Genomic DNA, 25,728 nt, shown 5'->3' with positions numbered 1-25,728 from the left:
CTAATGCTTCTCCGGGTAATTCTCACGAACAACCGGGTGACGTACGGTTACAAGTGTCCCCTGCCCCTGCCCGCTCTCAATCTGGATGCCGTACGGCACTCCGTAGGTCAGCCTGATCCGCGCCTGCACATTCAATATGCCATAGCCGCTTCCTGCGCTGCCTGTTCCAGCCATTTCCGCCTCTGTACGCTCTAATTCTTCCGTACCTACCGCTTCAAGCCGCCGCCTGAGCTCCTTCAGCTTATCTTCAGACATCCCAGCGCCGTCATCGCGTACGGTAAGGTACAGGTCATTATCCCGTTCCACAACAGCTATGGAGAGGTGTCCGGGGCCGCGGCGCTCCTTGATGCCGTGATAGATCGCATTCTCCACCATCGGCTGCAGCAGCAGCTTAAGCACATACAGCTCCTGTAAGTGCGGCTCCACTTCAATGGAATAGGTCAGCTTGGTGCTGTAACGGACATACTGAATTTTCAGGTAGCTGACGATATGCTCCAGCTCATCGGAGAGCGGTATGATATCGCTCCCTTTGCTTAAGCCCAGCCGGAACAGCCTGGAGAGGGACTGGACCACCTCGGCGATATCCTCCGCTCCCTTGCTGCGGGCCATCCAGTGAATCGTATCCAGGGTATTGTACAGAAAATGCGGCTTGATATGCGCCTGAAGACTGCGCAGCTCCGCCTCACGCTTTTGCCGCGCCTGAAGCTCGGTCAGGGATAGCAGCCGGCCAATCTGGGCCAGCATCGTATTGAAGCTGCGGCCGAGCAGCCCGATCTCATCGGAACGGCTGCCCCAGTAGCGGATCGTCAGATCGCCGGACTGCGCCTTGCTCATGAAGGAGGCCAGTTGCCCGATAGGACGGGAGATCGAATAGGCCAGATAGAACGAGGCGGTCATGCCCAGCATACAGACCACAAAGACAAAGGTGACAACATTGAACGTAATCTCGCGGATTCCATAAGCCGACTCATCCATCGGGAACACGCCCATCGTGGTCCAGCCGGTAAACGGCGAGGTCCGGTAGATCAGCTGAAGCTTACGCCCGTCTACCGTCTCCGAGGTAATGCCCGAGGACTCGGTGAACAAACCTGCCGGAATAGTACGCATCAAAGGGTGCTGCGGCGCGTAAATCATCTCTCCGCGATTATCCACCACCGTCAGATATCCCGTCTTGCCGAGCGTGACATCTCTGGCCGTCTCCGCGATTACCCGCAGCTTCAGATCCACCAGCACCACGCCCTGCACCACCTGCGTCTCAGGATTCACAATGGCCCGAACGGCCGAGACCACCTCGCTCTCTTTATAGTCCACATGGGACCTGACCGCACGGCCATACGGATGCCCGACAATCAGGAAGATCCCCTTATTCTCAGCAGCCTGCTTGTACCAGGTCTCCTCCGTCAGCCTTGTACCGGAACGGGTATACATCTCATTGCTGATGAAACCGCCTTCACGGTTAACCAGCATAATGCCGGCAATCTCGGAGCTCAGCGTAGTGAAGCCCTGCAGGAATTTGCGGATATTGTATTCCGCCGATTCCCCGTTGCCTGCGGCGGGGTCCGGCTGTGCCGGAACCGTCGTCTCTCCCTTCAGGAACTTCTGGACGCCCGGATCGAACGAGATCAGGTATGTGATTTTCTGCAGATTCTCTACATCACTCTCTATGGCCGTATTCACCTTGCGGATGAGCTGCATCGTGTTCTCGGTGCTCTGCTCTTCCACGATCCGGTCCACCGTCCAGCCAATCAACAGCCCCAGTCCAATGGAAGGCAGAATGCTAATCAGCAAAAAGTGAATAATCAGCTTATAGCGGATCGGCATATTATTCAGCTTCAGCTTCTCCATTGTCACGCCGGTCTTGCGCATCTCTGGCTCCCCCTCTGTAGCCTATTTGGCATAATAATTATCCACATTCTGCCGCGTGACCACATCAATTCCGGTATCTACAGAATCGGGGACAGGCAGGGGCTTGTTATTGGCATAGGCTTCAGGATCAGCCTCCAAATCACGGTGCAGATGGAACAGCTCGGTCAGTGACCAATACCCCATATTCCAGGTGCCTTGGGCCATGGTTGCAGCAATCTTGCCCTCCTTCACCAGATCGAGCGTGCCCTTATCCGTATCGAAGCTGATAATCTGCGGGACCGGTCCGCTGCCTGGGGCGGCTTCCACGGCTTCCGCAACCCCGATACCGCCATTACTTTCTGTGGCAAAAATCCCGGCCAGCTGCGGATACCGCACCAGCAGCTGCTCGGCAGCCTCCCTGGACGCCACCTGATCTCCCCGCCCATCCTTGACCGCCACCAGCTTCATCTGCGGGTATTTGCTGCGGATTGTATTCGTGAAGCCGTCCGTCCGCTGCTGATGATTATGCTGCTCCGGTGTGGTGATAATGGCGACCTCGCCCTTGCCCCCGGTCAGTTCGGCCATCTTATCCGCCGCGTTCGTTCCGGCATTGTAATTGTCTGTTCCCAGGAAGGAATACGCCTTGCTGCCCTCAGCGCCCGAATCAAACAGCACTACCGGAATACCGCTCTCCACAGCCTTGTTGATCGTCGCTGTAAGCAGCTTGGAATTCACGGCCGAGATGGCAATTCCCGCCGGCTTCTTGGCGATGGTCTGTTCCAGCACCGTCATCTGTTCACTCGCGTTGTGCTGGGTGGAGCCGTGATACTCGACGGATACATTAAGCTCCTCTGCTGCATCCTCGAAGCCCTTCAGTACGCTTTTCCAGTAATCAATGCCGATCTGGAACGTAACCATCACGTATTTGTCTTCAATATTACCGCGCAGTCCGGTAGTCTCCCACGGATCTGCCGCATTCCCCTGCTGCTTGTAATTCAGCACGTAGAGCACGAAGATGCCGATTAACAGCACGTAGACGAGCCCAAGCTTTTTCACATATGTAACCCCTTTCATGAATGCCGAAGGTCCGCAAACCCCAGGTTCTTCCATCTAAGTCCAATCTAGTCTACTGGCTTGGCAGCCGTTCCGTCAATTACGTTACAGGGCCTATAGTTAAAAGATCATTATCTGCTGCGACATTTTATGTCGTACCAGCTGATTTATACTGGACAGGTACCATCAATTCAATGAAACGAGGATTACAAGAATGTCAAAAACCAAACGCGGACGGGTACTCTGGACCCTTCCATCCCGTGGACGCGGCACCTGTCCTGTCTGCGGGTCCACCCGAATCAAGCTGCTCTACACCAAAATAAAATCCGACGGCACCGCCCTGAAGGTCTGCAAGCGCTGTGACAAAGCCACGCAGGTTAGAGTGGACGCAGCAAACCGGTAAACTGACGCAAGGATGCCCCCTGCTTCATGCTTCGCGCATGGATGCCGGGCAGCATCCTTGTTTCTTGACGGGGAATGCTCACCTCTGGTCTAATGCGTCACCACCAGCTATACTGGAGGCTTACAGAAAGGAGCGGAGCCGCAGTATGAGCCATATCCACCGGATCCAGTGGTTTGACCAGCAGATTCGCCAGCTTGCTTATCCGAACAGCAGGAAGCTGGCGGAGCAGTTCGAAATTTCAGGGCGCCAGGCGCAGCGGGATATTGAATACCTGACAGAATCCCTCCGGGCTCCGCTCCGGTATGTGGCGAAGCAGCGCGGATATATATATGAGGACAACAGCTTCGTGCTGCCTCATCTGTACATTACGGACGAGGAGCAGCGGGTGCTTAAATATCTGGCTTACCGGTATAGCCATTATGATTATGAGAATGCCCAGAGTATCCGCAAGGTCGGGAGTCTGCTGGAGCGGTTCACCGAACAGCCTCTTACGGATAGGGAGCTTAAGCTGCCCGTCTTTGAAGTGAATGCCCACCATATACAGATGATAGAGATGCTGGAGCAGGCGATCCGGGCCCGCAGGGTGGTCCATGTTCTCTACCGGAACGGGCAGGACACTCCGCAGGAGTTGTATCTCTGCCCCCAGCAGCTAAGCCGGCGGGTAGAGGAAGATTATCTGGTGGCAGCTGTGGAGGGCGACGGACGGAGTGAGTATTTCAGCCTGTCCGGCATCCGCCAGCTAACGTTGACTGGCAGGGTTTTTGCAGCCGGAGAAGACGGTCCGGCGGCAACGGCAGAACAGACCAGACCCTTGAAGCCATTCACGGCGAGAATCCGTATGAACGGAATACCTCAGGATAGCTCATGGGGCGGTTATCAGCTCCGCGCCGCCGCTGATGAGGTCTATGAGGTTGATTTTTATGATACCAGCGCGTTTATTGCTCAGTTGCTCCAGGCCGAGTGGAATGCCCTCTTGTCCCCCAAATGGCTGAAGGACAAGCTCCGCAGCATCTGCGAAGCAGCAGTGAGACGGCTGGATGAACAGGAGAATGAACAGTGAGCAAACGATCAGGCGTAATTCTTGACGTTCAGATGAAGCGTGAATCGAAATCTTTTACCGATGCGCTCTATGCCGTAACCACTGCCGCCGGTTTATTCGAGGGTCCAAAATTCATGCTCTCCGGGCTAAGCGGCATGGCCTTCAAATTCACCGTGCACAAGAAGCTCCTCCCCTTGTCCGTTACGGCTTATGGGCAGTGGGGCATAGAGCATAGTGCGGCCGCCGATAACCTCGGCATCTTCTTCCAATATGACGGCGGGAGAACCAGACATGCTTCGTTCGGGGAGTATCAACGGATCGCTATTGACAGTGTCAAGCAGAGTCTGGACCGTGGCCGGGCCTGCATCTACTGGATACCGGAATTCGGCGTGATCCATGGTTATGATGAGGATGACCGGGTGTTCTATGTGCAGGATGGCTGGTCCGGCGAGACACAGGTTGTGCTGTATGACAACTTCGGCCTTAACTTCACGCCCTTCTGGTTTTGCCACTATGTGGGGGATGGAGTGAAGATTCCGCTGAAAGATGCTGTGCTGGAGTCGCTGCGGCTTGCGCTGGAGGATTGGGATACGCCTTACAAAACACTACCCGACTTGAGTATAGCTTCAGGCCGCCTGGCCTACAGCTTCCTGATCCGGGTGCTACAGGAGGGCGGGTTCGACAGTAACGGTGCTGTCTACATCCTGGAATCCTTCCAGACATCACGGATTGAAATCTCCGCTTATCTGCGGGAGGTTCAGTCCGCATTGCCCGGGCTGGAGGAGGTTCAGCACTTGTATGCTGACTTGGCGAAAGAGCTGAGGGGGCCGCTCGCGGCTGCAATCTCAGAGAATAACAGCGGCAAGGTGCTGAATGAGGAGCAGCTTCCGTCCCTCTGTGCTGCTTTGGAGAGGGCATTGGAGCTTGAGGAGCAGGCCATGGGGCGGGTCAAAATAATCTCTGGACAGTACCCGGACCGTAAGCGGTCCACTCTGCCAAGATGGGGGGCGCATACCGCACGATGAATGACCATCATAACAAGCAAGTTTCAGCCACTGCGGATCAGCCGCGTGTGCCGCTCGCATCTTCTTTTGCGGATGCCATGCATCAGGTCCTGTCGGCTAAAGGCTGGTTCACGCGTTCGAAGCCCATGCTGGCCGGAATGACGGCCTTATGTTTCCGCCTGTCCGTGCACAGGCAGCTTCACCCGGATTCTGCTACGGCTTATAACTGGGCAGCTGAACATTTCGTAGCGGCTGATCTGATCGGCATTATCGCCAGTCAGGGTGCAGGCTTTAACTTCAGTCCCACCTTCCCTCTCTATCAGAAGCAGGCTATTGCGGCAATCCGCCAATCCCTTGAGCAGGGCACCGGCGTGGTCTGCTGGAAAGACCGTTTCGTAGTGATTACCCGCTGTGATGATGAGCGGCAGCTCTTCTATTACAAGGAAAGCGATGCTGCCGCAGAGCTGGAGCTGCCTTATGATCAACTCGGAAGAAATGAGTCGCCATATTGGTACGGCCAGATCTATGAAGGTCAGGTCCAAAAAGATACTCTTCAGGTAATCAGAGAGTCCTTCATCCAAGCGGTGTACAAGGCAGAGGTTCATGATCCGATGCTGCCGGAATCGCAATATGCCTGCGGCCTTAAGGCCTATGATGCCATGCTGGAAGCCTTGGCGGGCAAGACCTACGATGCTGCCGGAGCCTATGAGACGTTGATTTTCTATGCAAGAATGAAACAGGATACGGCAGCCTACGCCAGGGAAGCGAGCCTGTACTGGCCTGAAGTTGAAGGTGTTGCAGAACATTATGCAGCTCTGGCTGCTGTATATAACGAAATTACCGGCACTCTAATCCAAAAGCCTGTACAAGCTCCTGAGACTCCTTGCTCCATTGATGCTGAAGGCCTGCTCCCGCTCCTCCGGGAAGCTCAGCGGATCGAGACCGCAGCGATCCAGTCCATCCGTCTGCTGCTGCGGGAGCCGATCGAGAACCGCTTCCATGATGTGGGGCTGCGTTAACCCCTGGCGGAGTGCTCAGAACATCAGAGACTCCGCGTATTTCTCCCCTTCCAGCAGGTCATATTCAACTAGACGGTAGTCAGCCAGCAGCGCCTGCTGCTCCGGGGTTAGCTCCTTCAGGATTCCCGTATCTCCCGGACCGATTAGCACCTTCTTGCTGAGTCCGGGAATTTCCGCCCGTACCTGCTCAAGCAGCTTGTAAAAAGCCGGCAAAGTCTGTCCGGATAACCGGAAGACCGCAGGGCCGAGAAAAGCCGGGCTGAGCGTCCCGAGCGGCTCCTTCCCGATCTCAAAGTTAGCGAGTACCAACAGCTTCGTCTCATGCTTCAGTCTTGGCTCCTGATCCCAGCCGGCTGCGGTATAGATCCCGGCGCTGAGCGCAGGCAGATGATCTCCCCAGAACACCGCAATGGTGGGCCGCTTGATCTTCAGCAGCTCCTGCTGGAGATAAGCCATGGCCTCATCTGTCAGCTTGGTGTCCTGTACATAAGTCTCCAGCTCATCCTTCTGATCCGGGAGGCCGCCCTCTACGGTGATCGTGTTCGGTCCGTTCAGGCCTTTGGTGAAGGGAAAATGATTCTGCATCGTCACCAGATGCAGGAATGCCGGGCCCGAAGCCGCTTGAAGCTGCCGGACAGCCTCCTGAACGGCCGCCTTATCCGAGACATACCCCTCGGGAGTCAGGCGGTCAGCATCCGGCAGATCCTTCTCACTCGTGAAGCTGTCGAACCCCAGCACCGGATAGACACGGTTCCGGTTATAGAAGGTCTCATCGAACGGATGCAGCGCAAGAGCCTCATACCCTCTGTCCTTCAGAATACTGACAATCGACGGCAGAGAGGACATTTTGACGAGGCGCTGTTGATAAGGAATGGTTCCATCCCCCAGAAAATACATCGACAGCCCGGTCAGGGCCTCGAACTCCACATTAGCCGTATTGCCGCCGAATTCCGGGGACAGCAAATAACCGGACGGCGTCTGGCCCGCCACCCCATGGATGAACTTCAGCGGATCTTCGCTTAATGTATACCCAGGCAGGCGCGTAGGGTCGAAGAACGCCTCATTCATCATAAACATAATATTCGGCTGTTCCTCCGGCGCGGCCTGCACCTGCACATCCGGCAATGCCGAATACTTGGCAGCCACCGCTTCAACGGCTTCACGGCTGTAGCCTTCCGGCTTGTCCATCAGGCTCTGCCGCAGATTTCCGGCGAAGGCATACACGAACCCGTTCTGCGTATAATTCACCTTCTGATTCCAGAAGATGTTCTGATAGCTCATTGCTGCAATCACGGGAGATTGGCTGGTGACCAGCACAAGAAACCATGCGCTGAGCCCTACAGAGATCCCCGCCAGCGTCACGCGCAGGGACAATCTGATCCGGTTCTTCGGCAGCTTAATAATCACAAGGACGAGACCGGCAACCAGCAGAAAAGCGGCCCCTATAGCAAGCGGAGAGATCATACCGCTGGTGATTTTACTCATCTCTCCGGCATTCTTCAGCAGCATCAGATCCCATGGAAATAACGGTTCGCCTCTCGTAGCCAGCTTTTGATCACTGGCAATCCCGAGCAGCACGAACAGCGCCGAGACCACCGCCGGTCCCGCATATGCGTTAGGCACAATCACTGAGCTTAAGAGCAGGATGAAGAAAATTAACAGACTTCCTGTACAATACAGCCAAGGATAAGCTCCAACCCACTTAAGCGCATGAAGCACATCCATCCGAAAAGAAGCGGCCTGCAAAAATAAATTCAGCCCAAACCCTACAGCCAGTAAAATAATCAACAAATACAATAAACGCTTCGATGGCAATAACCGTGACAAGTTCATTCACTCCTAACTGTTAAAGGAGTAGTATACGCCTTTTAGCTTAAAACCGCCTTAAAATTCAGCATCCAATTGGGTACACCCTCTATTTTTCTCCTGTTCCACTAGGATTTGGGGAGGAAACGTGCGCTTGCTGGATACCCCCCTCTTCAAAAAAAAGCTATCGGCGAAGTAGCTGAAGGATAACAAGTTGAAAAACGTAGTTTAATACTCCGGATTCTACCGATTTTGCTGAAGCAATTGGAATAACTACATCTATACAAGCGGATTAGGGCTCTTTTGAAGGAAATCTGGTTCAACAAATGCTATTTTTCCAACTGCTTCTCGACCAGCCTTCTTCCGCCCATCAGCAAGTGGATTTTTCCAACTGTCTCCGCTTCTGAAAGCACTCAATAAGGCAATGAGCCTACAGCCAGTTACTCCCAGCAAAAAGAGAGCAGCATCCAAATTTCAGACGCTGCTCTCTTATCTTTTCTATTCTCATCCCAGAGGATAGACTGAAAGGATAATTAATAATTAGGCCAAGGATTGGAGGGGAATTTTGGAACTGTAGGAGCGGTAGCGTCCGCCTTTGTCACCGGAATTCTACCGCGCTAGGCGGTATAAATTAAGAAATCTGGGGACAACAGCGGACGGAACTCCAAATATTCTCCGGAATGACGCCTTTGCCTAAGGTTACGAACTGAAGTTCAGTTTGTCTCCCCCTACTTCACGTATATCCGGCTGCTCTCCTCCCAATACTCCCCAGGCGCAAGCCCGAACAAGCCGATGTCATCGGCAGGCAGATCCACCTTCGGGGCATTGACCAGGTTGATCTGCGGTTCAGGGCAGAAGAAGCCCTCAGTCGCGCCATTGTTCCAGATCATCCATTGCTTATACGAGGTTCCCACATCATACACCAGCGTAACTCCGGCTTTGCGGTCGGTAAGCTCCATCCGGTTGCGGCCATTCTGGGCAGCTGCGGTGTAGTGGTTGTCCATCGAAGCGTAGAACGGATACAATCCTTCGCCGCGCAGAGCCACTTCATCGGCTGTAAGCTCCTGGAATTTGCCGGTTGGCAGCATCCGCTCATTAAGCTCCCAACGTTCGCCAATCGTCAGCTTAACACGGTAATCCTGCGCGCTGCTGCCTGGTGCGAACGGAGCATTGATAGCGGTATGGAACGCCAGCAGGCAAGGCATCAGCACATCGCCGTCATTGTGAACCAGCAGCTGCTGGGACAGGCCGCCTTCACCGAGCGTGTAGCGTAGCTTCACCGTGTATTTAAATGGCAGATACTGATAGGACGGATGCTTCTCATCCACCTTAATAGCTACAGTGACGAAGCTTTCGCTTGTGCCGGTGCCGAATTCCTCTACCTCCCATGCAGCTGTATGTAGGAAGCCGTGCAGATGATTGCCGGTCTTAGCTTCATTGACTGGCAGATGGTAGGTCTGCCCGTTCCAAGGGAACTCTCCATCCTCATAGCGGTTCGGCGGAAATAGCACAGGAATGCCGTGAATGCCCGGGTTCGCCTTAAATGCTTCCATCTCCTCCGCGCCAGGCTCATGCAAGAAACGGTAACCGCTCTCAGTATCACGGAAGCAGATCAGATTCCCGCCGATGCCTGGCAGTATAGCCGCTTCATAACGGCCAGCCTTCAACCAGACAGCAGCTTCGCCCTCATAGTGTCCTTCAAATGCTGAAATCGATGTCATTACATTAATCCCCTTCCATATGTTCAAAATGACTCTCTCATAGATAGAGTACCACATCTGCCGGAATGGCAACATGCCATTTTTACAGCTGCTCTACTTCGACACTCATGACATGCTCGATTTTTTTGACATCATAATAGATTTCTGTAGCATAATCCTTGTCCGGCGCAGAAACGACCATGTCGATCATCTGCCTGCCATCCTCAAGATCCTTGATCTTCATCCGCCGGATGGTCCGGCCGGTTTTGCGTGTTTTGCGCTGGTCGGTAATAACATTACGCTGCTCAATCTTCTGGATCACATCCGTCAGGATATAGTTCGGTTCCATAATGATTTTGATGGAGATCTCGTGCTTGTTCAGCACTTCAGGTCCGATGGCTTTGATAAGCAGAGGCACAGCGTTAACCGCGAACATAAGCAGTATAACCGCATAACCCGCCTCTACAAAAAAGCCCGCGCCGACCGCAATCCCGATACCGGATGCCGTCCAGATCAGCGCTGCCGAGGTCAGCCCGGAGATGGCATCTCCGCCTCTGCGCAGAATAACACCCGCTCCCAAAAAACCGATACCGCTGACGATCTGCGCCGCCAGACGCATAGGGTCCATGCTCGGATGCTCCGGTCCGCCGAATTTGTCATACGCATGAATAGATACCAGGGTAACCAGACAGCTGGCGATACTGATGACCATACTGGTCCGGATTCCCAGCGGTTTCTGTTTCAATTGGCGGTCAATGCCGATGAACAGCCCGAACAGCATGGCCACCAGCAGCTTAATGATTGATTCCGTATGCAGCAGGTCCATATTCATATTTCATTTCCCTCCTTTCCCGCCCGTCATGGCACATAGAATCAGTATACCTGAAATGCGCTGCAATCTTTACTGAAATTTTCTGCTCCCTGTTCAAAAAAAGAAACGGACGCGTATCCCCGCTAACCGGGAGCTTCAGGCAATACTGCCTGAGGCTCCGGCAAGGAACATCGTCCGCTTCAGAGAAGACCTCACTTATCCCATCATATGAGCGATGAGTGACTTATAGAAGGATTAGCCGTGCAGAAGCGATTCTGCTCCGTCACAGTAGATTTCCGTACCGGTGATATGATCCGAATCCTCAGAAGCCAGGAACAGCGCAAGCTTGGCCACCTGATCCGGACGTCCAGGCCCTTTCTCCAGCGGCTGTCCGCCATCGGGGAACTCCACTTCAATCTGCACTTCCTTGAGATCGTCCGAAGGATAGGTATTATCATCTATATTCGTGGTAATAGCTCCCGGACAGATAGCGTTTACACGAATCTTGTACTGGGCCAGCTCAAGCGCAGCCATCTTCATAAAAGCTACCTGACCCGCCTTGGTCGTACTATAGGCAGAGAACCCGACATTGGAGAATACCCGGTTGCCGTTGATCGAGCTGTTGATCAGAATGCTGCCGCCCTTCTCCTTGAGATGAGGAATCGCATATTTGACGGTGGCGAAGGTGCCACGCAGATTAATCTGAATTGTCTGATCCCAGGACTCGATGTCCATCGTCTCAATCGGGGTCATGGCGCCGTTGATCCCGGCATTGGCGAAGACCACATCCAGCTGTCCCCACTTCTCCACTACCTGGTTCACGGCATGCTCCACCTGCTGCGGATCAGCAATATCACATTCAAACACTTCGGCTTCTCCGCCCTCCTGCTTGATTCTAGCGGCCACCTTCTCCGCATTCTCCACCGTCCGGTCCAGAAGTGCCACCTTGGCCCCGCTTCTGGCGAACTCCAGCACAGATGCCCGGCCGATACCCGAGCCGCCTCCTGTAACAATCGCAACCTTGCCTTCCAGTTTCTTCGCAGTCATATGTGCAGTCGCCTCCATTGGTGTTTGATGTTCAAGTTATGTTCTTTCCCTTAACTTTACCTCTCATACCTGGAAGTGAATCGGAACATAGCGCCTGAAATAGCAAAAAAGCTTGACCCGCGACGGTTAAACCGGCAGCAGATCAAGCCGTAATGCTAAAGAATGATGATCCCGAATCAGCCCAGCATCATCCGGTCGTCAGCCAGCTTATGGCCGCTGATCGCTTCGAATTCGCCAAGCAGACGCTCTACCGTCAGATCCTTCTTGCGCGTCTCATCGAAATCAAGGATGATCGAGCCTTTATCCATCATGATGAGCCGGTTGCCCAGCCGGATCGCCTGATCCATATTATGGGTAACCATCAGCGTAGTCAGCTTCATCTCACGGACAATGGATTCCGTAAGGGTGGTGATTAGCTCCGCGCGCGATGGGTCAAGCGCAGCTGTATGCTCATCCAGCAGCAGAATCTGCGGCTGGGTAAAGGTCGCCATCAACAGGCTCAGCGCCTGCCGCTCGCCTCCGGAGAGCAGTCCCACCTTAGCCCGCAGCCGGTCTTCCAGGCCGATGCCCAGGCGGCTGAGCTGTTCGCGGAACAGTGTGCGTCTGTGCGCATTAACACCCAAGGACAGCCCGCGGGACTTGCCCCGCTTGTAGGCCATAGCCAGGTTCTCCTCAATCGTCATATGCGGCGCAGTCCCGGCCATCGGGTCCTGGAAGACCCGGCCGATCCAGCGTGCACGCTGGTATTCCGCCAGATGGCTGATCGAGCTCCCCTCAATACGTGCTTCTCCCAGATCGGGCTTCATCACGCCTGAGATAATATTCATAAGCGTAGATTTGCCGGCACCATTACTGCCGATAATCGTTACGAAATCCCCGGCTTTCAGTTCAAGATCGATTCCCAGCAGTGCAACCTTCTCATCCGGCGAACCGGCGTTGAACAGCTTACACACATTATCAAGCTTCAACATTAGCGGCCCCTCCTCTCTGCTTACTGCGCTGAGCCAGCTCAGCAAGCTCTGCGGTCCGTCTGCGGGCCGTGCTCTTCTGCTTCACATACCGCTGAACCGACGGGAAGACTAGGGCAATAATGACGATAATTGCAGTGATCAGCTTCAGATCGGAAGCCTTGAGCCAAGATACCCGGAGGGCCAGAGCGACAACGATCCGGTACACGATGGAGCCGAGCAGTACAGCCAGTGTCGCCCGGAAGACGTTCTTCGCACCGAAAATTGCTTCCCCGATAATTACCGACGCCAGCCCGATGACAATCATCCCGATCCCCATTGAAGCATCAGCGAAGGAAGAATACTGGGCGATCAGTGCGCCCGAGAGCGCCACCAGCCCGTTCGACAGGCTGATTCCCAGAATGGTTGTTGTATCCGTGTTCACTCCGAAGCTGCGGATCATCCGCGAGTTGTCGCCGGTAGCCCGCAGGGCCAGTCCCAGATCGGTGCGCAGGAACAGATCCATCAGGATTTTGACCAGCACTACGATAAAAGGCATGACCAGCAGCGGATTCATGGAGCTGAACAATGTGTCATCTCCCATCAACGAGACATTCGGCTTCACCAGAATCCGAAGATTGATCGAATACAGGGCAATCATCATCAGAATCCCGGACAACAGCCCGTTGATTTTACCTTTGGTATGAAGCAGACCGGTACACATCCCTGCCGCCATTCCGCCGAGCATTGCGCACAGAGTCGCCAGTAATGGAGAGTAACCGCTACTGATCATCACAGCAGCAATCGCGCCGCCGGTTGTGAAGCTTCCATCCACCGTCAGATCAGGAAAATCCAGAATACGGAAGGTAATATACACCCCAAGTGCCATGAATGCGTAGAGCAGGCCCATTTCCAGAGCCCCTATTAATGAATTATACATTGCTGACTTCCTCCCTTAAGCGGCAAAGGGCGCCCATTCCGGACGCACCCTGTTTATGAACCCTGTATGTTATTGAATAATATTATTGCCCGGATCAGCCACTTCAGCCTTCATGGCATCCGTTACTTCAATTCCCTGTGCTGCCGCTGCTTTGAGATTAAGGACCAAGTCCAGCTTCTCCTGCATCGTCACCTTCATATCACCGGGACTTTTTCCATCCTTAAGCACTTCTACCGCCATTTGGCCTACCTGATAGCCATGATCATAGTATTTGAAGCCTACTGTTGCAAAAGCACCCTTCTCCACCGTATCACGGTCAGCTGAGAAGAACGGAAGCTTGTTGTCGTTAGCCGTCTGGATAATCGAATCCACGCCGCTGACAACGGAGTTATCAAGCGTAATATACAGCGCATCTACACGCCCTACAAGCGATTCTGCAGCCTGCTTCACTTCCGAAGTATTGGTAATCGCCGCCTTCACCAGCTCGATCCCGTGCTTGTCCAGCTCACCCTTGGCGATATCAGCCATAACTACCGCATTCGGCTCTCCTTCATTAATGACCAGGCCCAGCTTCTTCACCTTGGGAAATTGCGTGGCAATGAAGTTCATCAGGCGGGTAATCGACTCCGGATTGGTATCCGATGCGCCGGACACATTCCCTCCGGGATGCTCCAGATCGCTAACAATCTTGGCATCGAGAGGGTCGGTTACCGCAGCGAACAGAATCGGAGTGTCCTTGACTTTCTGCACAACTGCCTGAGCTGAAGGTGTCGCAATTCCCAGCACCAGATCATTCTTATCGCCGGCAATCTTCTGGGCAATGGACAGGTTGTTGGCCTGATCGGCCTGGGCGTTCTGAAGATCCACCTTCAGGTTCTCCCCTTCAACAATCCCTGCATCCTTCAGCGCAGCCAGGAATCCTTCGCGGGTGGCATCCAGTGACGGATGCTCCACATATTGCGAGATGGCAATCTTATAGGACTTGGCATCGCCGGAGCCTGCACCCGAGGCTGGGGCTTCCGTTGCTGCGGCCGGAGTATTCCCGGTGCCCGCGTCATTCTTCACTGCAGCATTATTGTTCCCGCAACCGGCAGCTACGAGCATCAAGGCCATACTAAGCCCCATCCAAATCTTCTTCGTCTTCATCTGATAACCCCTCTTCTTGTACGGGTTCAGCGCGAGAACCTGGGCTAGCGGTCCAGCATTATCGCTTTCATCTTTAAAAGCATTAAAGCGAACGCCCGCACCCTGTCCCCATCCGCTCCCCGAATCTATTAAACATATATTATATGTAGGTTGATTTCCCGTCAATCATTTAAGTGGGGTCCATATTTTACAAAATACGCACAATGAGTATCCCCTCGCTTCAACAATCTGCGGTTTATCTTGACATTGTTTGCTAAAGCCTGCAGCACATAAAAAAAGCGGTCCTGCACAAACTTACCTTAAAGTTTGAAGATGGAGCGTGCCCTATGCCAATAATCAATCTGCGTACAAGCAAAATTTTATTGTCCTCCGCTATCCTAGTTACTGCCATTACGGGAACAACCGCCTGCAGCTACACCAGCAAGGACAGCACTCCCAAGGTTAACTCGCTGACCCCAACCGGAACATTTGCGGGCAGCTATTATGAGAAGAATTCTTTTACCGACAAGGAAGGCAAGTACTGGATTCCGCTCAAACCGGCTGTCGCCTCCATCGGCTTCCGGATGAAGGATGACACGGCAAGCGGCGGCTATACCAAGCTCGGCTATAGTGATGTCATGTATATGCTGCGGCCGGATTCCAGCCAGGTGTTCTCATTGGGCCAGAAAATCACCCTTCCCGATGTCCCCGTCCGCCGTGAAGGTCAAATCTATATCACCCCCACCGCCTTGTCCAAGCTGCTGCAGACCGAGGTCGGCTGGAATCCTGTTACTGGCGAGATCAATATCGCGACTCCTTCCGACAGGGAGAGTACAGAGGGCTCCGGCAAGGTGGAGGCTGCGAAGCCGTTGCGGATTCAGAGTGTATCGAACGTGGACACGGGAGAGCTGGTCTCCTATGCCAAAAAGTTTCTCGGTGTACCTTACGATTTCGGCGCTGGCCCCTATGAAGAGACCAAGCGCTTCGACTGCTCGTCCTTTACACGCCATGTCTTTCAGAAATTCGGGGTGGATCTGCCCCGTCTGGCCAAAGATCAGGACAATATCGGCAGACGGGTGTCGCGCAGCTCGCTGGAGCCCGGCGATTTGATCTTCTTCACCGTACCCGGACGTTTTGAGAGCGACGCAGTGCCCGGTCATGTAGGCATCTACATCGGCGGCGGTAATTTCATTCACACCTGGGGCGACCCCGGCGTGCAGATCAGCGAGCTGGACAGCGGATACTGGAGCAACGTAATTCTGCACATGCAGCGCGTGCTCTAGACCCGGACACAATAAATGCAAGGAAGACTGTACGGGCCCGCTTACTTAGCGCCCGGGCCGCTTCCCTGCATTTTTTGCTGCAAATTATCACTTCAATAATCACCTGCTGACCCCGCTGTCCCTTTGCATCCCTGCCCGAACGAATCCTTTGAACCGGCTGCCCTGGTACGACAGCTCCCCCCGGTCCCCCTCCACAATCATGGCATACGCCTTCGGCTTCACTTCAAGCTCTCTGCGGCTGCCATTATGGAACTCAAAGGTCACATAATAACTCGTATGGGTCCCCATATGCCCTCTTCCTCCCCAGACCTCTGTGCGTTTGGCTACTGCCGTAACGACCCTTGATTGCAGAGGACTGGTTTGGTTCGTCATCCAGGTCTTGAGCCCTCTCCAAACCGTGTATGCAACAAAGCCTGCGATCAGCAGCAGAATGAGCTTTAACAAGAACGGCCCTTCCGTGAAAAATCCGCTCTGGCTGCTGGACGCTGCCGGGTACAAAACGTTATATACGCCTGCATTATGCAAATTAACCCCTTCTTCCGATAATTTTTTCACAAAAAGTTCAATTTACTAGAGAATACGCAGTGTAGCAGCGCCGGTTTCGTTATTTCGCGTACGCAAACCTGAAAATAACAGTGTATTATATTTGGCCCTGCTAAGATCCTATGATATGCTTTAACTACAATGAACAAAAAAGGAGGTGTTCTCATGAGGAGAGATTGGACGCGTCTGACGCTGAAGGATCTGCTGAAGACTGTGTTCCTTCCGGTACTGCTGCTGACTTTTCTGATCATGGCTCTACAGATGCTGCATGAACAAGAGCCTGAGATGCATTCTGTAAGGCCGGACCGCTATGAGCATAAGCTGGCCCAACCGGTGCGCGTGCATCATACGCAGATTTATGATGCGCAGGCCATCCGGCTCGCTCCCCGTGAGAACCCTCTGACACTGGAGTCCGGACCTCCCGGGCTGCTGCTCTGTGTCTCTCTGCTCCCTTTCATTTACATTCTGCTGAAGCGGCTGCTGCTGATTCCGCTCAAATATAATTCGCATTTCGTAGGAGTGCGGCTGTACGCTGAATGAAGGTGCAACCACCGTAATCCGCAACACAAATACCGGTTTCCTGCTGAAAGGAGGAAATCTTATGAAAGTCAGATATAGAAATGCTTCACCCTTACGTTATTCGAAGACCTTGCGTCTGCTGTCCATTGTAGGCGGAGGACTACTTGCAGCTGTTGGTCTGGAGCTGTTCCTGATGCCGCATAAGCTGCTTCCGGGCGGCATTGCCGGGTTATCCGCCCTGCTGTCCCATGTGACTGAAATGCGGCTTGGATTATTCCTGTTCCTGTTCAACCTTCCGTTTATTCTGATGTCGCGCAGGCAGATTAATCTCCGTTTTGCCTTGTATACGATGCTTGGCCTGATCTGCCTGACGGCAGGGTCCCTGGCCCTGCACCATTTCCCGGCGGCAATCAGTGAGCCGCTGCCCGCGGCCATTGCCGGGGGGCTATGCCTCGGGTTCGGCCTGGGCATCTCTGTACGCTTCGGCGGGCTGACCGCAGGAAGCGAGAAGCAGAGCGTACGGCTGCTGAACGGAGGACCGCCCAAATCGGCTGAGATGCCGATTATGCTGTTCAACATGCTCATCCTGCTCTACGGCGGATCATTATTCGGCTGGGATCAGGCGATGTATAGTATCATCGCCTACCTGCTTGCCTTTGAAGCGCTGCGGTTCTCCTTAAGGGACCTCTCGCTCACGCAGGCGGTGTTCATTACCAGCAGCAAATGCGAGGAGATCCGGCGCAAGCTCCAGCAGTCGCTGGACCGCGAGGTGAAGCTGGTACGATCCACTGGACCGCAGGGAGAGCCAGGGACAGTATTCTGTCTGGCCAGCAGGCTGGAGGAAGAGCAGCTTGCCTCTATCGTGCATGACTGTGATCAGGACAGCAAGATTGTGATTAATGCCGCGCGGAACAACCGGATCTCAGCGCTTTTCCGTAATAAGCCGCCGGGCTAAGCCCTATGGCCTTCCATAGCGGCACAAAGCAAGTAAAAAGCGTTCCCGTAAGTAACACACGGGAACGCTTTTTGGATTACACGCCTATCGGAGCCTCCTGCATCCCGCTATTTGTCAGCGGAACATTCCCCATAAGCGGATCAGGTGAAACGTATTGTTCGGATCAATCTTTTGGGCAATGACGAATTTCACAATTTGTTCTTCCTGTGCAGACGTCAGCTTCTCATGCATCACCGACGAGGCATTACGCACCAGCTTACGTACAACTGCTGTATCCTGCAGCTCCTGCTTGGAGATGCCGGTAATCATATTCTTGACGCGTTCCTTGACCGCCGGATTCTTCATCTTCAGCTTGATGCGATCCACCAGCTGGGGACTGATTCCATATTGCTGATAACCCAAGTACAGCACCTCCTGTCATATCCAATCATTCACAGTATATGAAGGCAGGTGCCCGGATGTGCCTGTTCAGTCAATTAAATCCCCCTGAAAAATTTGTTCCTGCTGCAAATACCCGCGCAGCGGCGCAACATCCGCCGAGGTCCAGAAGGAAGCCTCCCGCAGCAGCTCCGCAGCATCATCGCGCGCCAGCTCCAGCGTCTCGAAGTCAGCGGTCATATCCGCCAGCCGGAATTCGGGCAGGCCGCTCTGCTTCGTCCCGAAGAAATCCCCCGGTCCGCGCAGCTCCAGATCCCGCCGTGATACCTCGAACCCGTCATCCGTATCTGTCATTGCAGTCATCCGCTCGCGCCCGATCTCCGACTTCGGATCAGCCATCAGCACACAGTAGGAAGCATGCTCTCCTCTGCCGACCCGGCCGCGCAGCTGATGCAGCTGAGACAGCCCGAAGCGGTCAGCGTCCATGATAATCATCAGCGTGGCATTCGGGACATCGACACCGACCTCTACGACCGTTGTAGACACCAGAAGCTGCAATTCGTTGCTGTAGAAGTTCCGCATGACCTCGTCCTTCTCGGACGGTGTCATTCTCCCGTGAAGCAAGCCCACCTTATAATTAGGAAAAGCCTGCGACATCTGCACATGCAGATCAATCGCATTCTGTACATCCAGCTTCTCTGACTCCTCAATCAGCGGACAGATCAGATAAGCTTGCCGCCCTTGCTCAATCTCCCGGCTGATCAGATTCATCACCCGCTCCAGCAGATCCGGCTTCACCCAGTAGGTGGTAATCGGCACACGCCCCTTCGGCCGTTCGGATAACGTAGACACATCCATATCCCCAAAGACGGTGATTGCCAGCGTCCGCGGGATTGGAGTGGCGGTCATCGTCAGCACATCCGGGTTATACCCCTTGCGCCGCAGGACACTGCGCTGGTTCACCCCGAAGCGGTGCTGCTCATCCGTAACCACAAGCCCCAGGCTGCGGAAGAAGACATCCTCCTGGATCAGCGCATGAGTCCCGACGACCACATCCAGCATACCCATCTGTAGATCGGCCAGCAGATCCTTCCGTTTGCGGCCGGTTACGCTGCCGGTCAGCAGGCCCACGGTAATACCGAAGGGCTCGAACATCCTCGTGAGCGAGCGCATATGCTGCTCTGCCAGGATTTCAGTCGGCACCATCAGCGCACCCTGAAATCCGGATTTTACAGTTGCGTAGAGCGCTATGGCCGCGAGTACCGTTTTGCCGGAGCCCACATCGCCTTGAAGCAGCCGGTTCATGCAATACCCTGAACGCATATCCTGCAGAATCTCCAGCTCCACATGCTTCTGGGCATCGGTCAGCTCAAACGGCAGGCTGCGCACGAATTGCCTCACTGTTGCATTGTCCACAGTATGAACTACGCCATCCATCCGGCCACGGTTCAGCACGCGGAAGGCTTGTACCTTCAGCTGGAACAGGAACAGCTCCTCATACACCATCCGGCGTCTTCCCTGCTGGCCCTCGCGCGTATCCTCCGGCTGATGAATCGTGGCAATCGCCCGCTTGCGTGACATGAAGTCATATTTGCTCATAATGCTGTGCGGCAGAATCTCAGGGATCAGGTCCCCGTACTGCTGCAACGCCTGGCCAATAATCCGGCGAATCCAGGACTGCGTAATCTTGCCACCGACGGAGTATACCGGCTGCAGCGTTCCTGTCTTGCCTTCGCCCCGGTCCGGGAATTCATAGTTAGTCACCGTAATCTGATTGCGCTTCTGATCCCACTTCCCCGTCAGCACCACTTCACGGCCGACCGTCAGTTGTTCACGCGCATAATGCTGGTTAAACCACGTAGCGGTGAACATCCACGGCTCGGCCACCATCTTGCAGCTCATACGGGATTTGCCCCCGAAGCGCTTGAGCACCGGAATGCCGATGACCTTGGCTATCACGGTTGCCTTGTCGCCGTGCTTGACCTCACTAAGAGATTTCGGACGGAAGTCCTCATACCGGAAAGGGTAATACTCCAGCAGATCCTTCACTGTAAAGACGCCAAAGGCGTGAAGCTCGCTTTGCTTTTGAGCGCTCACGCCAGTTATTTGTTTCACTTCAATTGAATCCAAAGTAAGCACCATGTTCATCCCCTAACCTTAAGCGGGCCAGATGAATACGGCTAAGGTTCCGTTACCGACATGACTGCCCACAACCGGGCCGACATTGGTCAGAACCTTCTCTTTCAAGGTGAAATGTCCGGCTAATTCCCGCAGGAACTCTTCGCCGGAAGCCGGTTCAGCCGTATGACCCACGGCCACATGTATTGTATTCACACCCGGCAGATCTGCCTTGAACAGCTCGATCATGCGGGCGACTGCCTTCTTGCGCCCTCTGACCTTTTCTACCGCATAGATAATGCCTTCCGCATCAATGGACAGGATCGGCTTGATATTGAGCAGTGTGCCCAGGATGGCCGATGCCTTGCCGATTCTTCCGCCCTTTTGCAGATATTCCAGTGTATCCACGAGGAAATACAGCTTGCGGGATTGACGCAGACTCTCCACCTTCGCCAGAATCTCCGCAGGAGCATGCCCCTGTTCTGCAAGCCGGGCGGCTTCCACAACCATGAACCCGAAGCCGTAGGAGGCGGAGAGGCTATCCACCACAGTGATAGCGTCTCCCTCCTCTTCCAGCATGGATTTGGCCATGACAGCAGACTGGTAGGTACCGCTTAAGCCGGAGGAGATATGGAAGGACAGAATTGAACTGCCCGGATGCTTCTCCTGTATAGTGCGGTATACATTCATATATTCTACAGGAGACGGCTGCGAAGTGGTCGGCATTTGCGGCGAGCGGGGAAGACGCTCGTAGAACTGTTCCGGAGTCATATCTACATTATCCCGAAATGCCTCTTCGCCGAACATCAGCGTCAGCGGAACGACTTCAATGCCGTACTGCTCCGCCAGAGCAGGCGGGATATCGGAGGTGCTGTCGGTAACGATTACGGTACGATTCATAATGTTCCTCCCCATACTATGATTTGGCTGCGCCACTCTGCTTGCTTGAGACATTTAAGAGATTCTAAGGCTCGACTGAGAAAAGATAATAGTACAGCGGCTGGCCGCCTTCATGAATCTCAACCTCAACCTGCGGGTACGTCTCTTCCAGCCAGCTGCCGAGGGCATCCGTAATGTCTGCCTCGGTGTCCGCACCGGTCAGCACCGTAACGATCTCGTCACCATTCACCAGCATGCTTGACAATAGCTCCTTGCTGACCGTGAGTAAGTCATCGGCAGCTGCAACGATCTTGGAGCTCTCGATGCCGATATACTGACCGGATTTGATCTCCAGATCCTCCATCACAGTATCCCGTACAGCATTGGTAATCTGCCCGGATTTGACCTGGGCAATCGCCTCCAGCATGTTGCTGGTGTTGGTATCTACCGCCTCCTCTTCCTGGAAGGCAAAGGCTGCCGAGATTCCCTGAGGAATACTCTTGCTCGGAATCACTGTAATCTCACGTTCGCCCTCCAGCAGCTCCTTGGCCTGCTGTGCAGCCAGGACGATATTGGAGTTATTCGGCAGAATATAGATATGCTTCGCGGAAATGGAAGAGATCGCATTCACGAAATCCTCTGTACTCGGATTCATCGTCTGGCCGCCGGCCAGAATCGCATCGACACCCAGGCTGCGGAAGATATCCGAAATCCCGTCTCCCGAGGAGACCGCAATGAAGCCGTACGGCGCCAGATCGTCCGCAGGAGGAACCGCCGGTGCCTGCACGCTGGCCTTCTCTTCCGGGATATCAGCAAAAACATCCGGCATCGGTGCGATGTCCATACCGGCAGTCAACAGATCGCGGTGCTGCTCACGCATGTTAAGGATGTGAATCTGGGTAATCTCTCCGTGGACGAGCGCCAGGTTAAGCACCTCTCCGGGAGTCTTGGAATGCACATGCACCTTGATCGTCTCATCATCCGAGATCACGATGATCGAATCCCCGTTAACTGATAACGCTTTCCGAAAAGCTTCCTCATCAAAATTTGCTTTCACGGATGCGCCAAGCTGACGGTTAATGAAAAATTCCATATCATATAAAAATTCAATATCTTCCGTATGGAGCTGCGATTGCGCGGAAGACTGTACGGAAGACAACGCATGCTCAGGTTTGGTTAGCACCGGCGACGGCACGGATACAGGGGCCGCAGCTTGTCCTTGCACAGGAGTCTGTACAGGTGCTGAGACTGCTCCGCTCGTCAGATGCTGGTGGAAGCCTTCATAGATGTAGACCAGACCCTGGCCCCCCGAATCCACCACACCCACCTGCTTCAGCACAGGGAGCTGCTCAGGCGTATATGCCAAGGCTTCCTTAGCTTTGGCCAGGACTTCAGTCATCAGCTCGATAATATCCGTTGTGCGGCGTGCATAATACACTGCATGTCTGGCAGCTTCCTTGGCGACCGTAAGAATGGTGCCTTCAACCGGCTTCACCACTGCCTTATAGGCGGTATCCACCCCGGTCTGCAGCGCTGCAGCGAACTGCTGTGTGTTAAGCTCATCATATTGGGCCGCATAACGTCCAAGACCTCTGAACAGCTGTGATAAAATAACGCCGGAGTTCCCGCGCGCGCCCATCAATAGTCCCTTCGACAGCACTCCCGCACATTGACCGACAGAGGCTGTGTTGTTTCTCTTCAATTCGTTCGCGCCTGCGGTCATCGTCAGATTCATGTTTGTGCCCGTATCGCCATCCGGCACCGGAAACACATTCAATGAATTGACATGCTCGGCATGCTGCTGCAGCATTTCCGCACCGGCTAGTACCATTGCGGTAAAATCTGTCCCGTTTATAGAACGCTTACTCAATGAGAATTCCCCTTCCTAACTTCATGCCTAATCAATTCAATGATCAACTGGACATAATGCACTAATTTATATTGTACTATAAGAGTCTGCAGAAATAAATGTTTTTGAATCGGTTGACGAAGCAATTTTTGCTGTGATATGATATTCAAGTATTGTTTTACGCAGGTGTAAGTAACAAGGAGGTGTAATCTATGTCCCGCACATGTACAGTAACAGGCAAGAAACCGGGTAGCGGTAACCACGTGTCTCACGCTAACAACCGCAACCGTCGCTCTTGGGGAGTTAACGTTCAGAAGGTTCGTATCTTGGTGAACGGCAAACCGAAACGCGTGTACGTCAGCACCCGTGCTTTGAAATCCGGTAAAGTTGAACGCGTCTAGTTTCCGATCATTCCCGGGCCTGGCGATATCTCATACCAAGTAGAAACGGATATGCCGTTCTTTCATAGACGGTATCCGTTTCAGCGAGAATAGAAGAGATATTATATTTGTAGCAAAAAGCACCCTTTACATTCGTAAGGTGCTTTTTTTCATATTTACTTGTCTTCTTAAACCTAACTCTTCTGAAACGTGTTCAAAATCGCTTTAACAAAACCTCCCAAAAATCTTGGCAGCTTGAACGTGTAAAATTTCATGATTAACCCTCCCATCAATTCATGCCGTGCAGTAGGAGACGATCCTGTCTAGATGAAGAATGTTCCATCGATTGCAGACCTCCGCAAAAAAGGCTACATGAGATTTCTGCTCATGTAACCATATTTATGCGACCACAACTTGGCCTATACCTTCCGTATGCGAATGCAGCAGATTGAGGGTCAATTCATTTAATAGTAGATGGGCATCAGCTCCTATTACTGCACTGCACTGTCCGCCGCCTCACGAATGGCCTTGATCGCTCCTGCGCGGTCGCTGCGGCCGAACACCGCATTGCCTGCCACAAGCACATCGGCCCCTGCTTCAGCTACAAGCGGTGCCGTAGCTTCGGCTACTCCGCCGTCTACCTCGATATGCAGGCCCTTATGATGGATCTCTTCCGCCCACTTCCGGAGCTGCGTAATCTTATGCAGTGTGCGCGGAATGAAGGCCTGCCCGCCGAAGCCCGGATTGACGGTCATCACAAGCACCATATCCACATCCTCCAGAACCTCACGCACCGCCGCTGCGGGTGTAGCCGGATTAATGGCCACCCCTGCCATCAGGCCAAGCTCCTTGATCTGATGAATTACACGGTGCAGATGTACGCAGGCTTCGGCATGAACCGTAATCACGGAAGCGCCCGCAGCGGCAAAATCAGCGATATAGCGTTCCGGGTTCTCTATCATTAAATGCACATCCAGAGGCAAAGAAGTATGGGCTCTCACCGCTGACACAATTGCGGGACCCAGCGTAATATTCGGCACAAAATGTCCGTCCATCACATCTACATGAATCCAGTCCGCACCGCTGGCTTCCGCTTCGGCTACCTCTGCACCAAGCGCTGCGAAATCTGCTGACAATATGGAAGGAGCAATTTTTACCATGAGTTTAATACCTCCGCTTTTTATCTTTCATTTCATTAAAGAACAGCTTGTAATGCTCATAACGGCTATCTGCAATATCTCCGGACTCCCAGGCCTCTATCACCTTGCAGCCCGGTTCGTGCAGATGGCTGCAGCCGCGAAATTTGCAATTCTCCGCGTAGGAAGCGAACTCACGGAAGCACTCCGACAATTCTTCTACGCCCAGCTCCAGGAAATCCAGCTGGCTGAAGCCCGGAGTGTCGGCCACAAACCCGCCATTACCTATATCCATCAGCTCTACATGGCGTGTCGTATGACGCCCGCGTCCGAGACGGAGGCTTATCTCCCCTGTCTCCAGCGCAAGACCCGGCACAAGCCGGTTAAGCAATGTGGACTTCCCTACGCCTGACTGTCCTGAGAAGACGCTGATGATTCCGGCCAGTCGCTGACGCAGCTCATCCGCACCAGATCCGTTCAGTGAGCTTGTGACCATAACCTCGTAACCAATCTGCTCATATAGAGCTTTGACGGCTTCCGTAGCCTGCCCTTCATCCTCGGCCAGATCCTGCTTCGTGAGCACAATCAGCGTCTCCAGGCCTGAATGCTCGATATGAACCAGGAACTTGTCCAGCAGATTTAGATTCATATCCGGCTCCCGCACGGAGAACAGCAGCACTGCCAGCTTCACGTTAGCCACCTGCGGGCGGATCAGCTCCGATTCACGGGGAAGCAGTTCATCTACCATACCCTCTCCGTTCTCGGTCAGCATATAGATTACCCGGTCACCGACCAGCGGCGCAATTCCTTTCTTCTTCAGAATGCCGCGCCCCCGGCACTGTACCGCCTCTTCCTCAGTTACAATCTGTTCATCCTTGAGCGGCTTAACATAGTAATATCCGCTTAACGCTTTAATTATGATTCCTTCAGGCATACATGCTGAGCCTTC

General features: G+C 53.7%; 25 protein-coding genes. 8 read left to right on the top strand and 17 right to left on the bottom strand.

Features of this window, described 5'->3' with window-relative positions:
* Positions 1–1,866, bottom strand: a complete 1,866-nt coding sequence (locus tag MKX63_RS25990) for a cache domain-containing sensor histidine kinase (RefSeq protein ID WP_341021240.1) — start codon at positions 1,864–1,866, stop codon at positions 1–3.
* Between the two features lie 21 nt (positions 1,867–1,887).
* Positions 1,888–2,901 (bottom strand): substrate-binding domain-containing protein, encoded by a 1,014-nt coding sequence (locus tag MKX63_RS25985; RefSeq protein WP_341021238.1) that lies wholly within the window; start codon positions 2,899–2,901, stop codon positions 1,888–1,890.
* A 211-nt stretch (positions 2,902–3,112) separates the two neighbouring features.
* On the opposite strand from MKX63_RS25985, the gene MKX63_RS25980 reads away from it, so the two are divergent.
* The 4 genes from MKX63_RS25980 (at position 3,113) to MKX63_RS25965 (ending at position 6,363) form a co-directional block, all read left to right on the top strand.
* Entirely contained in the window at positions 3,113–3,301 is a 189-nt protein-coding gene (locus tag MKX63_RS25980; protein WP_341021236.1) for a hypothetical protein, read from the top strand.
* Positions 3,302–3,446: 145 nt separating this feature from the next.
* Positions 3,447–4,361, top strand: a complete 915-nt coding sequence (locus MKX63_RS25975) for a helix-turn-helix transcriptional regulator (RefSeq protein WP_341021234.1) — start codon at positions 3,447–3,449, stop codon at positions 4,359–4,361.
* On the top strand, positions 4,358–5,365 hold the full coding sequence (locus tag MKX63_RS25970; RefSeq protein WP_341021232.1) for a hypothetical protein: 1,008 nt from the start codon (positions 4,358–4,360) through the stop codon (positions 5,363–5,365). The genes MKX63_RS25975 and MKX63_RS25970 overlap by 4 nt, the downstream gene beginning before the upstream one ends.
* Positions 5,362–6,363 (top strand): hypothetical protein, encoded by a 1,002-nt coding sequence (locus tag MKX63_RS25965; protein WP_341021230.1) that lies wholly within the window; start codon positions 5,362–5,364, stop codon positions 6,361–6,363. Before MKX63_RS25970 ends, MKX63_RS25965 begins: the two co-directional genes overlap by 4 nt.
* 15 nt (positions 6,364–6,378) lie before the next feature.
* Here MKX63_RS25965 and MKX63_RS25960 read toward each other — a convergent pair whose 3' ends face one another.
* The 7 genes from MKX63_RS25960 to MKX63_RS25930 all read right to left on the bottom strand — a co-directional run bounded on the left by MKX63_RS25960 (position 6,379) and on the right by MKX63_RS25930 (position 14,760).
* Positions 6,379–8,190, bottom strand: coding sequence for an LTA synthase family protein (locus MKX63_RS25960; protein ID WP_341021228.1), 1,812 nt, complete (start codon positions 8,188–8,190; stop codon positions 6,379–6,381).
* Positions 8,191–8,897: 707 nt separating this feature from the next.
* Entirely contained in the window at positions 8,898–9,890 is a 993-nt protein-coding gene (locus MKX63_RS25955; RefSeq protein WP_341021226.1) for an aldose 1-epimerase, read from the bottom strand.
* Between the two features lie 82 nt (positions 9,891–9,972).
* The gene (locus MKX63_RS25950) at positions 9,973–10,695 is read right to left on the bottom strand and encodes an MgtC/SapB family protein (protein ID WP_341023281.1); all 723 of its coding nucleotides are present in this window, start codon (positions 10,693–10,695) and stop codon (positions 9,973–9,975) included.
* Positions 10,696–10,935: 240 nt separating this feature from the next.
* Positions 10,936–11,727, bottom strand: a complete 792-nt coding sequence (locus MKX63_RS25945) for an SDR family oxidoreductase (protein WP_341021224.1) — start codon at positions 11,725–11,727, stop codon at positions 10,936–10,938.
* 176 nt (positions 11,728–11,903) lie between these two features.
* Positions 11,904–12,698, bottom strand: coding sequence for an ABC transporter ATP-binding protein (locus MKX63_RS25940; RefSeq protein ID WP_341021222.1), 795 nt, complete (start codon positions 12,696–12,698; stop codon positions 11,904–11,906).
* Positions 12,685–13,614, bottom strand: a complete 930-nt coding sequence (locus tag MKX63_RS25935) for an ABC transporter permease (protein WP_341021220.1) — start codon at positions 13,612–13,614, stop codon at positions 12,685–12,687. The genes MKX63_RS25940 and MKX63_RS25935 overlap by 14 nt, the downstream gene beginning before the upstream one ends.
* Positions 13,615–13,683: 69 nt before the next feature.
* Complete coding sequence (locus MKX63_RS25930; protein ID WP_341021219.1) at positions 13,684–14,760, bottom strand: ABC transporter substrate-binding protein; 1,077 nt, start codon at positions 14,758–14,760, stop codon at positions 13,684–13,686.
* A gap of 326 nt (positions 14,761–15,086) precedes the next feature.
* Here MKX63_RS25930 and MKX63_RS25925 point away from each other — a divergent pair, with 326 nt between their 5' ends.
* The gene (locus MKX63_RS25925) at positions 15,087–16,022 is read left to right on the top strand and encodes a C40 family peptidase (RefSeq protein WP_341021218.1); all 936 of its coding nucleotides are present in this window, start codon (positions 15,087–15,089) and stop codon (positions 16,020–16,022) included.
* A gap of 99 nt (positions 16,023–16,121) precedes the next feature.
* On the opposite strand, the gene MKX63_RS25920 is transcribed toward MKX63_RS25925, so the two are convergent.
* Complete coding sequence (locus tag MKX63_RS25920) at positions 16,122–16,577, bottom strand: DUF2500 domain-containing protein (RefSeq protein WP_341021217.1); 456 nt, start codon at positions 16,575–16,577, stop codon at positions 16,122–16,124.
* Positions 16,578–16,730: 153 nt separating this feature from the next.
* Here MKX63_RS25920 and MKX63_RS25915 point away from each other — a divergent pair, with 153 nt between their 5' ends.
* Complete coding sequence (locus MKX63_RS25915) at positions 16,731–17,105, top strand: hypothetical protein (RefSeq protein WP_341021215.1); 375 nt, start codon at positions 16,731–16,733, stop codon at positions 17,103–17,105.
* 61 nt (positions 17,106–17,166) lie between these two features.
* Positions 17,167–18,039: a YitT family protein gene (locus MKX63_RS25910; RefSeq protein WP_341021213.1), complete on the top strand. Its 873-nt coding sequence runs from the start codon at positions 17,167–17,169 to the stop codon at positions 18,037–18,039.
* 114 nt (positions 18,040–18,153) lie between these two features.
* Here the strand turns inward: MKX63_RS25910 and MKX63_RS25905 are convergent, their stop codons facing one another.
* From MKX63_RS25905 to MKX63_RS25890, 4 genes are all read right to left on the bottom strand, one after another.
* On the bottom strand, positions 18,154–18,441 hold the full coding sequence (locus MKX63_RS25905; protein ID WP_076074422.1) for a stage VI sporulation protein F: 288 nt from the start codon (positions 18,439–18,441) through the stop codon (positions 18,154–18,156).
* Positions 18,442–18,507: 66 nt separating this feature from the next.
* On the bottom strand, positions 18,508–20,559 hold the full coding sequence (recG, locus tag MKX63_RS25900) for an ATP-dependent DNA helicase RecG (protein WP_341021210.1): 2,052 nt from the start codon (positions 20,557–20,559) through the stop codon (positions 18,508–18,510).
* Between the two features lie 15 nt (positions 20,560–20,574).
* Positions 20,575–21,435: a DegV family protein gene (locus MKX63_RS25895; protein WP_341021208.1), complete on the bottom strand. Its 861-nt coding sequence runs from the start codon at positions 21,433–21,435 to the stop codon at positions 20,575–20,577.
* A gap of 64 nt (positions 21,436–21,499) precedes the next feature.
* On the bottom strand, positions 21,500–23,284 hold the full coding sequence (locus MKX63_RS25890; RefSeq protein ID WP_341021206.1) for a DAK2 domain-containing protein: 1,785 nt from the start codon (positions 23,282–23,284) through the stop codon (positions 21,500–21,502).
* Between the two features lie 191 nt (positions 23,285–23,475).
* Here MKX63_RS25890 and rpmB point away from each other — a divergent pair, with 191 nt between their 5' ends.
* Positions 23,476–23,664, top strand: a complete 189-nt coding sequence (rpmB, locus tag MKX63_RS25885; protein ID WP_076074411.1) for a 50S ribosomal protein L28 — start codon at positions 23,476–23,478, stop codon at positions 23,662–23,664.
* Positions 23,665–23,837: 173 nt separating this feature from the next.
* Here the strand turns inward: rpmB and spoVM are convergent, their stop codons facing one another.
* The 3 genes from spoVM to rsgA form a co-directional block, all read right to left on the bottom strand.
* Positions 23,838–23,918 carry a stage V sporulation protein SpoVM gene (gene spoVM / locus MKX63_RS25880; protein WP_020431362.1) on the bottom strand — a complete coding sequence of 27 codons (81 nt, stop codon included), beginning with the start codon at positions 23,916–23,918 and terminating at the stop codon, positions 23,838–23,840.
* A 216-nt stretch (positions 23,919–24,134) separates the two neighbouring features.
* Positions 24,135–24,803, bottom strand: coding sequence for a ribulose-phosphate 3-epimerase (rpe, locus tag MKX63_RS25875; RefSeq protein WP_341021204.1), 669 nt, complete (start codon positions 24,801–24,803; stop codon positions 24,135–24,137).
* Between the two features lie 4 nt (positions 24,804–24,807).
* Positions 24,808–25,713, bottom strand: coding sequence for a ribosome small subunit-dependent GTPase A (gene rsgA, locus MKX63_RS25870; RefSeq protein ID WP_341021203.1), 906 nt, complete (start codon positions 25,711–25,713; stop codon positions 24,808–24,810).
* Positions 25,714–25,728: the final 15 nt, after the last annotated feature.

Source organism: Paenibacillus sp. FSL R7-0179 (assembly GCF_038002265.1).
GTDB lineage: Bacteria > Bacillota > Bacilli > Paenibacillales > Paenibacillaceae > Paenibacillus_AQ.
This window is presented reverse-complemented; position numbering and strand designations above follow the sequence as displayed.

What these genes read in the sequence shown, in the direction of transcription:
- MKX63_RS25910 (WP_341021213.1), top strand. Translation starts at nt 17,167, where the DNA reads ATGAAAGTCAGATATAGAAATGCTTCACCCTTACGTTATTCGAAGACC.
- MKX63_RS25955 (WP_341021226.1), bottom strand. Translation starts at nt 9,890, where the DNA reads ATGACATCGATTTCAGCATTTGAAGGACACTATGAGGGCGAAGCTGCT.
- MKX63_RS25975 (WP_341021234.1), top strand. Translation starts at nt 3,447, where the DNA reads ATGAGCCATATCCACCGGATCCAGTGGTTTGACCAGCAGATTCGCCAG.
- rsgA (WP_341021203.1), bottom strand. Translation starts at nt 25,713, where the DNA reads ATGCCTGAAGGAATCATAATTAAAGCGTTAAGCGGATATTACTATGTT.
- rpe (WP_341021204.1), bottom strand. Translation starts at nt 24,803, where the DNA reads ATGGTAAAAATTGCTCCTTCCATATTGTCAGCAGATTTCGCAGCGCTT.
- MKX63_RS25965 (WP_341021230.1), top strand. Translation starts at nt 5,362, where the DNA reads ATGAATGACCATCATAACAAGCAAGTTTCAGCCACTGCGGATCAGCCG.
- MKX63_RS25945 (WP_341021224.1), bottom strand. Translation starts at nt 11,727, where the DNA reads ATGACTGCGAAGAAACTGGAAGGCAAGGTTGCGATTGTTACAGGAGGC.
- MKX63_RS25895 (WP_341021208.1), bottom strand. Translation starts at nt 21,435, where the DNA reads ATGAATCGTACCGTAATCGTTACCGACAGCACCTCCGATATCCCGCCT.
- MKX63_RS25940 (WP_341021222.1), bottom strand. Translation starts at nt 12,698, where the DNA reads ATGTTGAAGCTTGATAATGTGTGTAAGCTGTTCAACGCCGGTTCGCCG.
- MKX63_RS25950 (WP_341023281.1), bottom strand. Translation starts at nt 10,695, where the DNA reads ATGGACCTGCTGCATACGGAATCAATCATTAAGCTGCTGGTGGCCATG.
- MKX63_RS25925 (WP_341021218.1), top strand. Translation starts at nt 15,087, where the DNA reads ATGCCAATAATCAATCTGCGTACAAGCAAAATTTTATTGTCCTCCGCT.
- recG (WP_341021210.1), bottom strand. Translation starts at nt 20,559, where the DNA reads ATGGTGCTTACTTTGGATTCAATTGAAGTGAAACAAATAACTGGCGTG.
- MKX63_RS25930 (WP_341021219.1), bottom strand. Translation starts at nt 14,760, where the DNA reads ATGAAGACGAAGAAGATTTGGATGGGGCTTAGTATGGCCTTGATGCTC.
- rpmB (WP_076074411.1), top strand. Translation starts at nt 23,476, where the DNA reads ATGTCCCGCACATGTACAGTAACAGGCAAGAAACCGGGTAGCGGTAAC.
- MKX63_RS25980 (WP_341021236.1), top strand. Translation starts at nt 3,113, where the DNA reads ATGTCAAAAACCAAACGCGGACGGGTACTCTGGACCCTTCCATCCCGT.
- MKX63_RS25990 (WP_341021240.1), bottom strand. Translation starts at nt 1,866, where the DNA reads ATGCGCAAGACCGGCGTGACAATGGAGAAGCTGAAGCTGAATAATATG.
- MKX63_RS25935 (WP_341021220.1), bottom strand. Translation starts at nt 13,614, where the DNA reads ATGTATAATTCATTAATAGGGGCTCTGGAAATGGGCCTGCTCTACGCA.
- MKX63_RS25915 (WP_341021215.1), top strand. Translation starts at nt 16,731, where the DNA reads ATGAGGAGAGATTGGACGCGTCTGACGCTGAAGGATCTGCTGAAGACT.
- spoVM (WP_020431362.1), bottom strand. Translation starts at nt 23,918, where the DNA reads ATGAAATTTTACACGTTCAAGCTGCCAAGATTTTTGGGAGGTTTTGTT.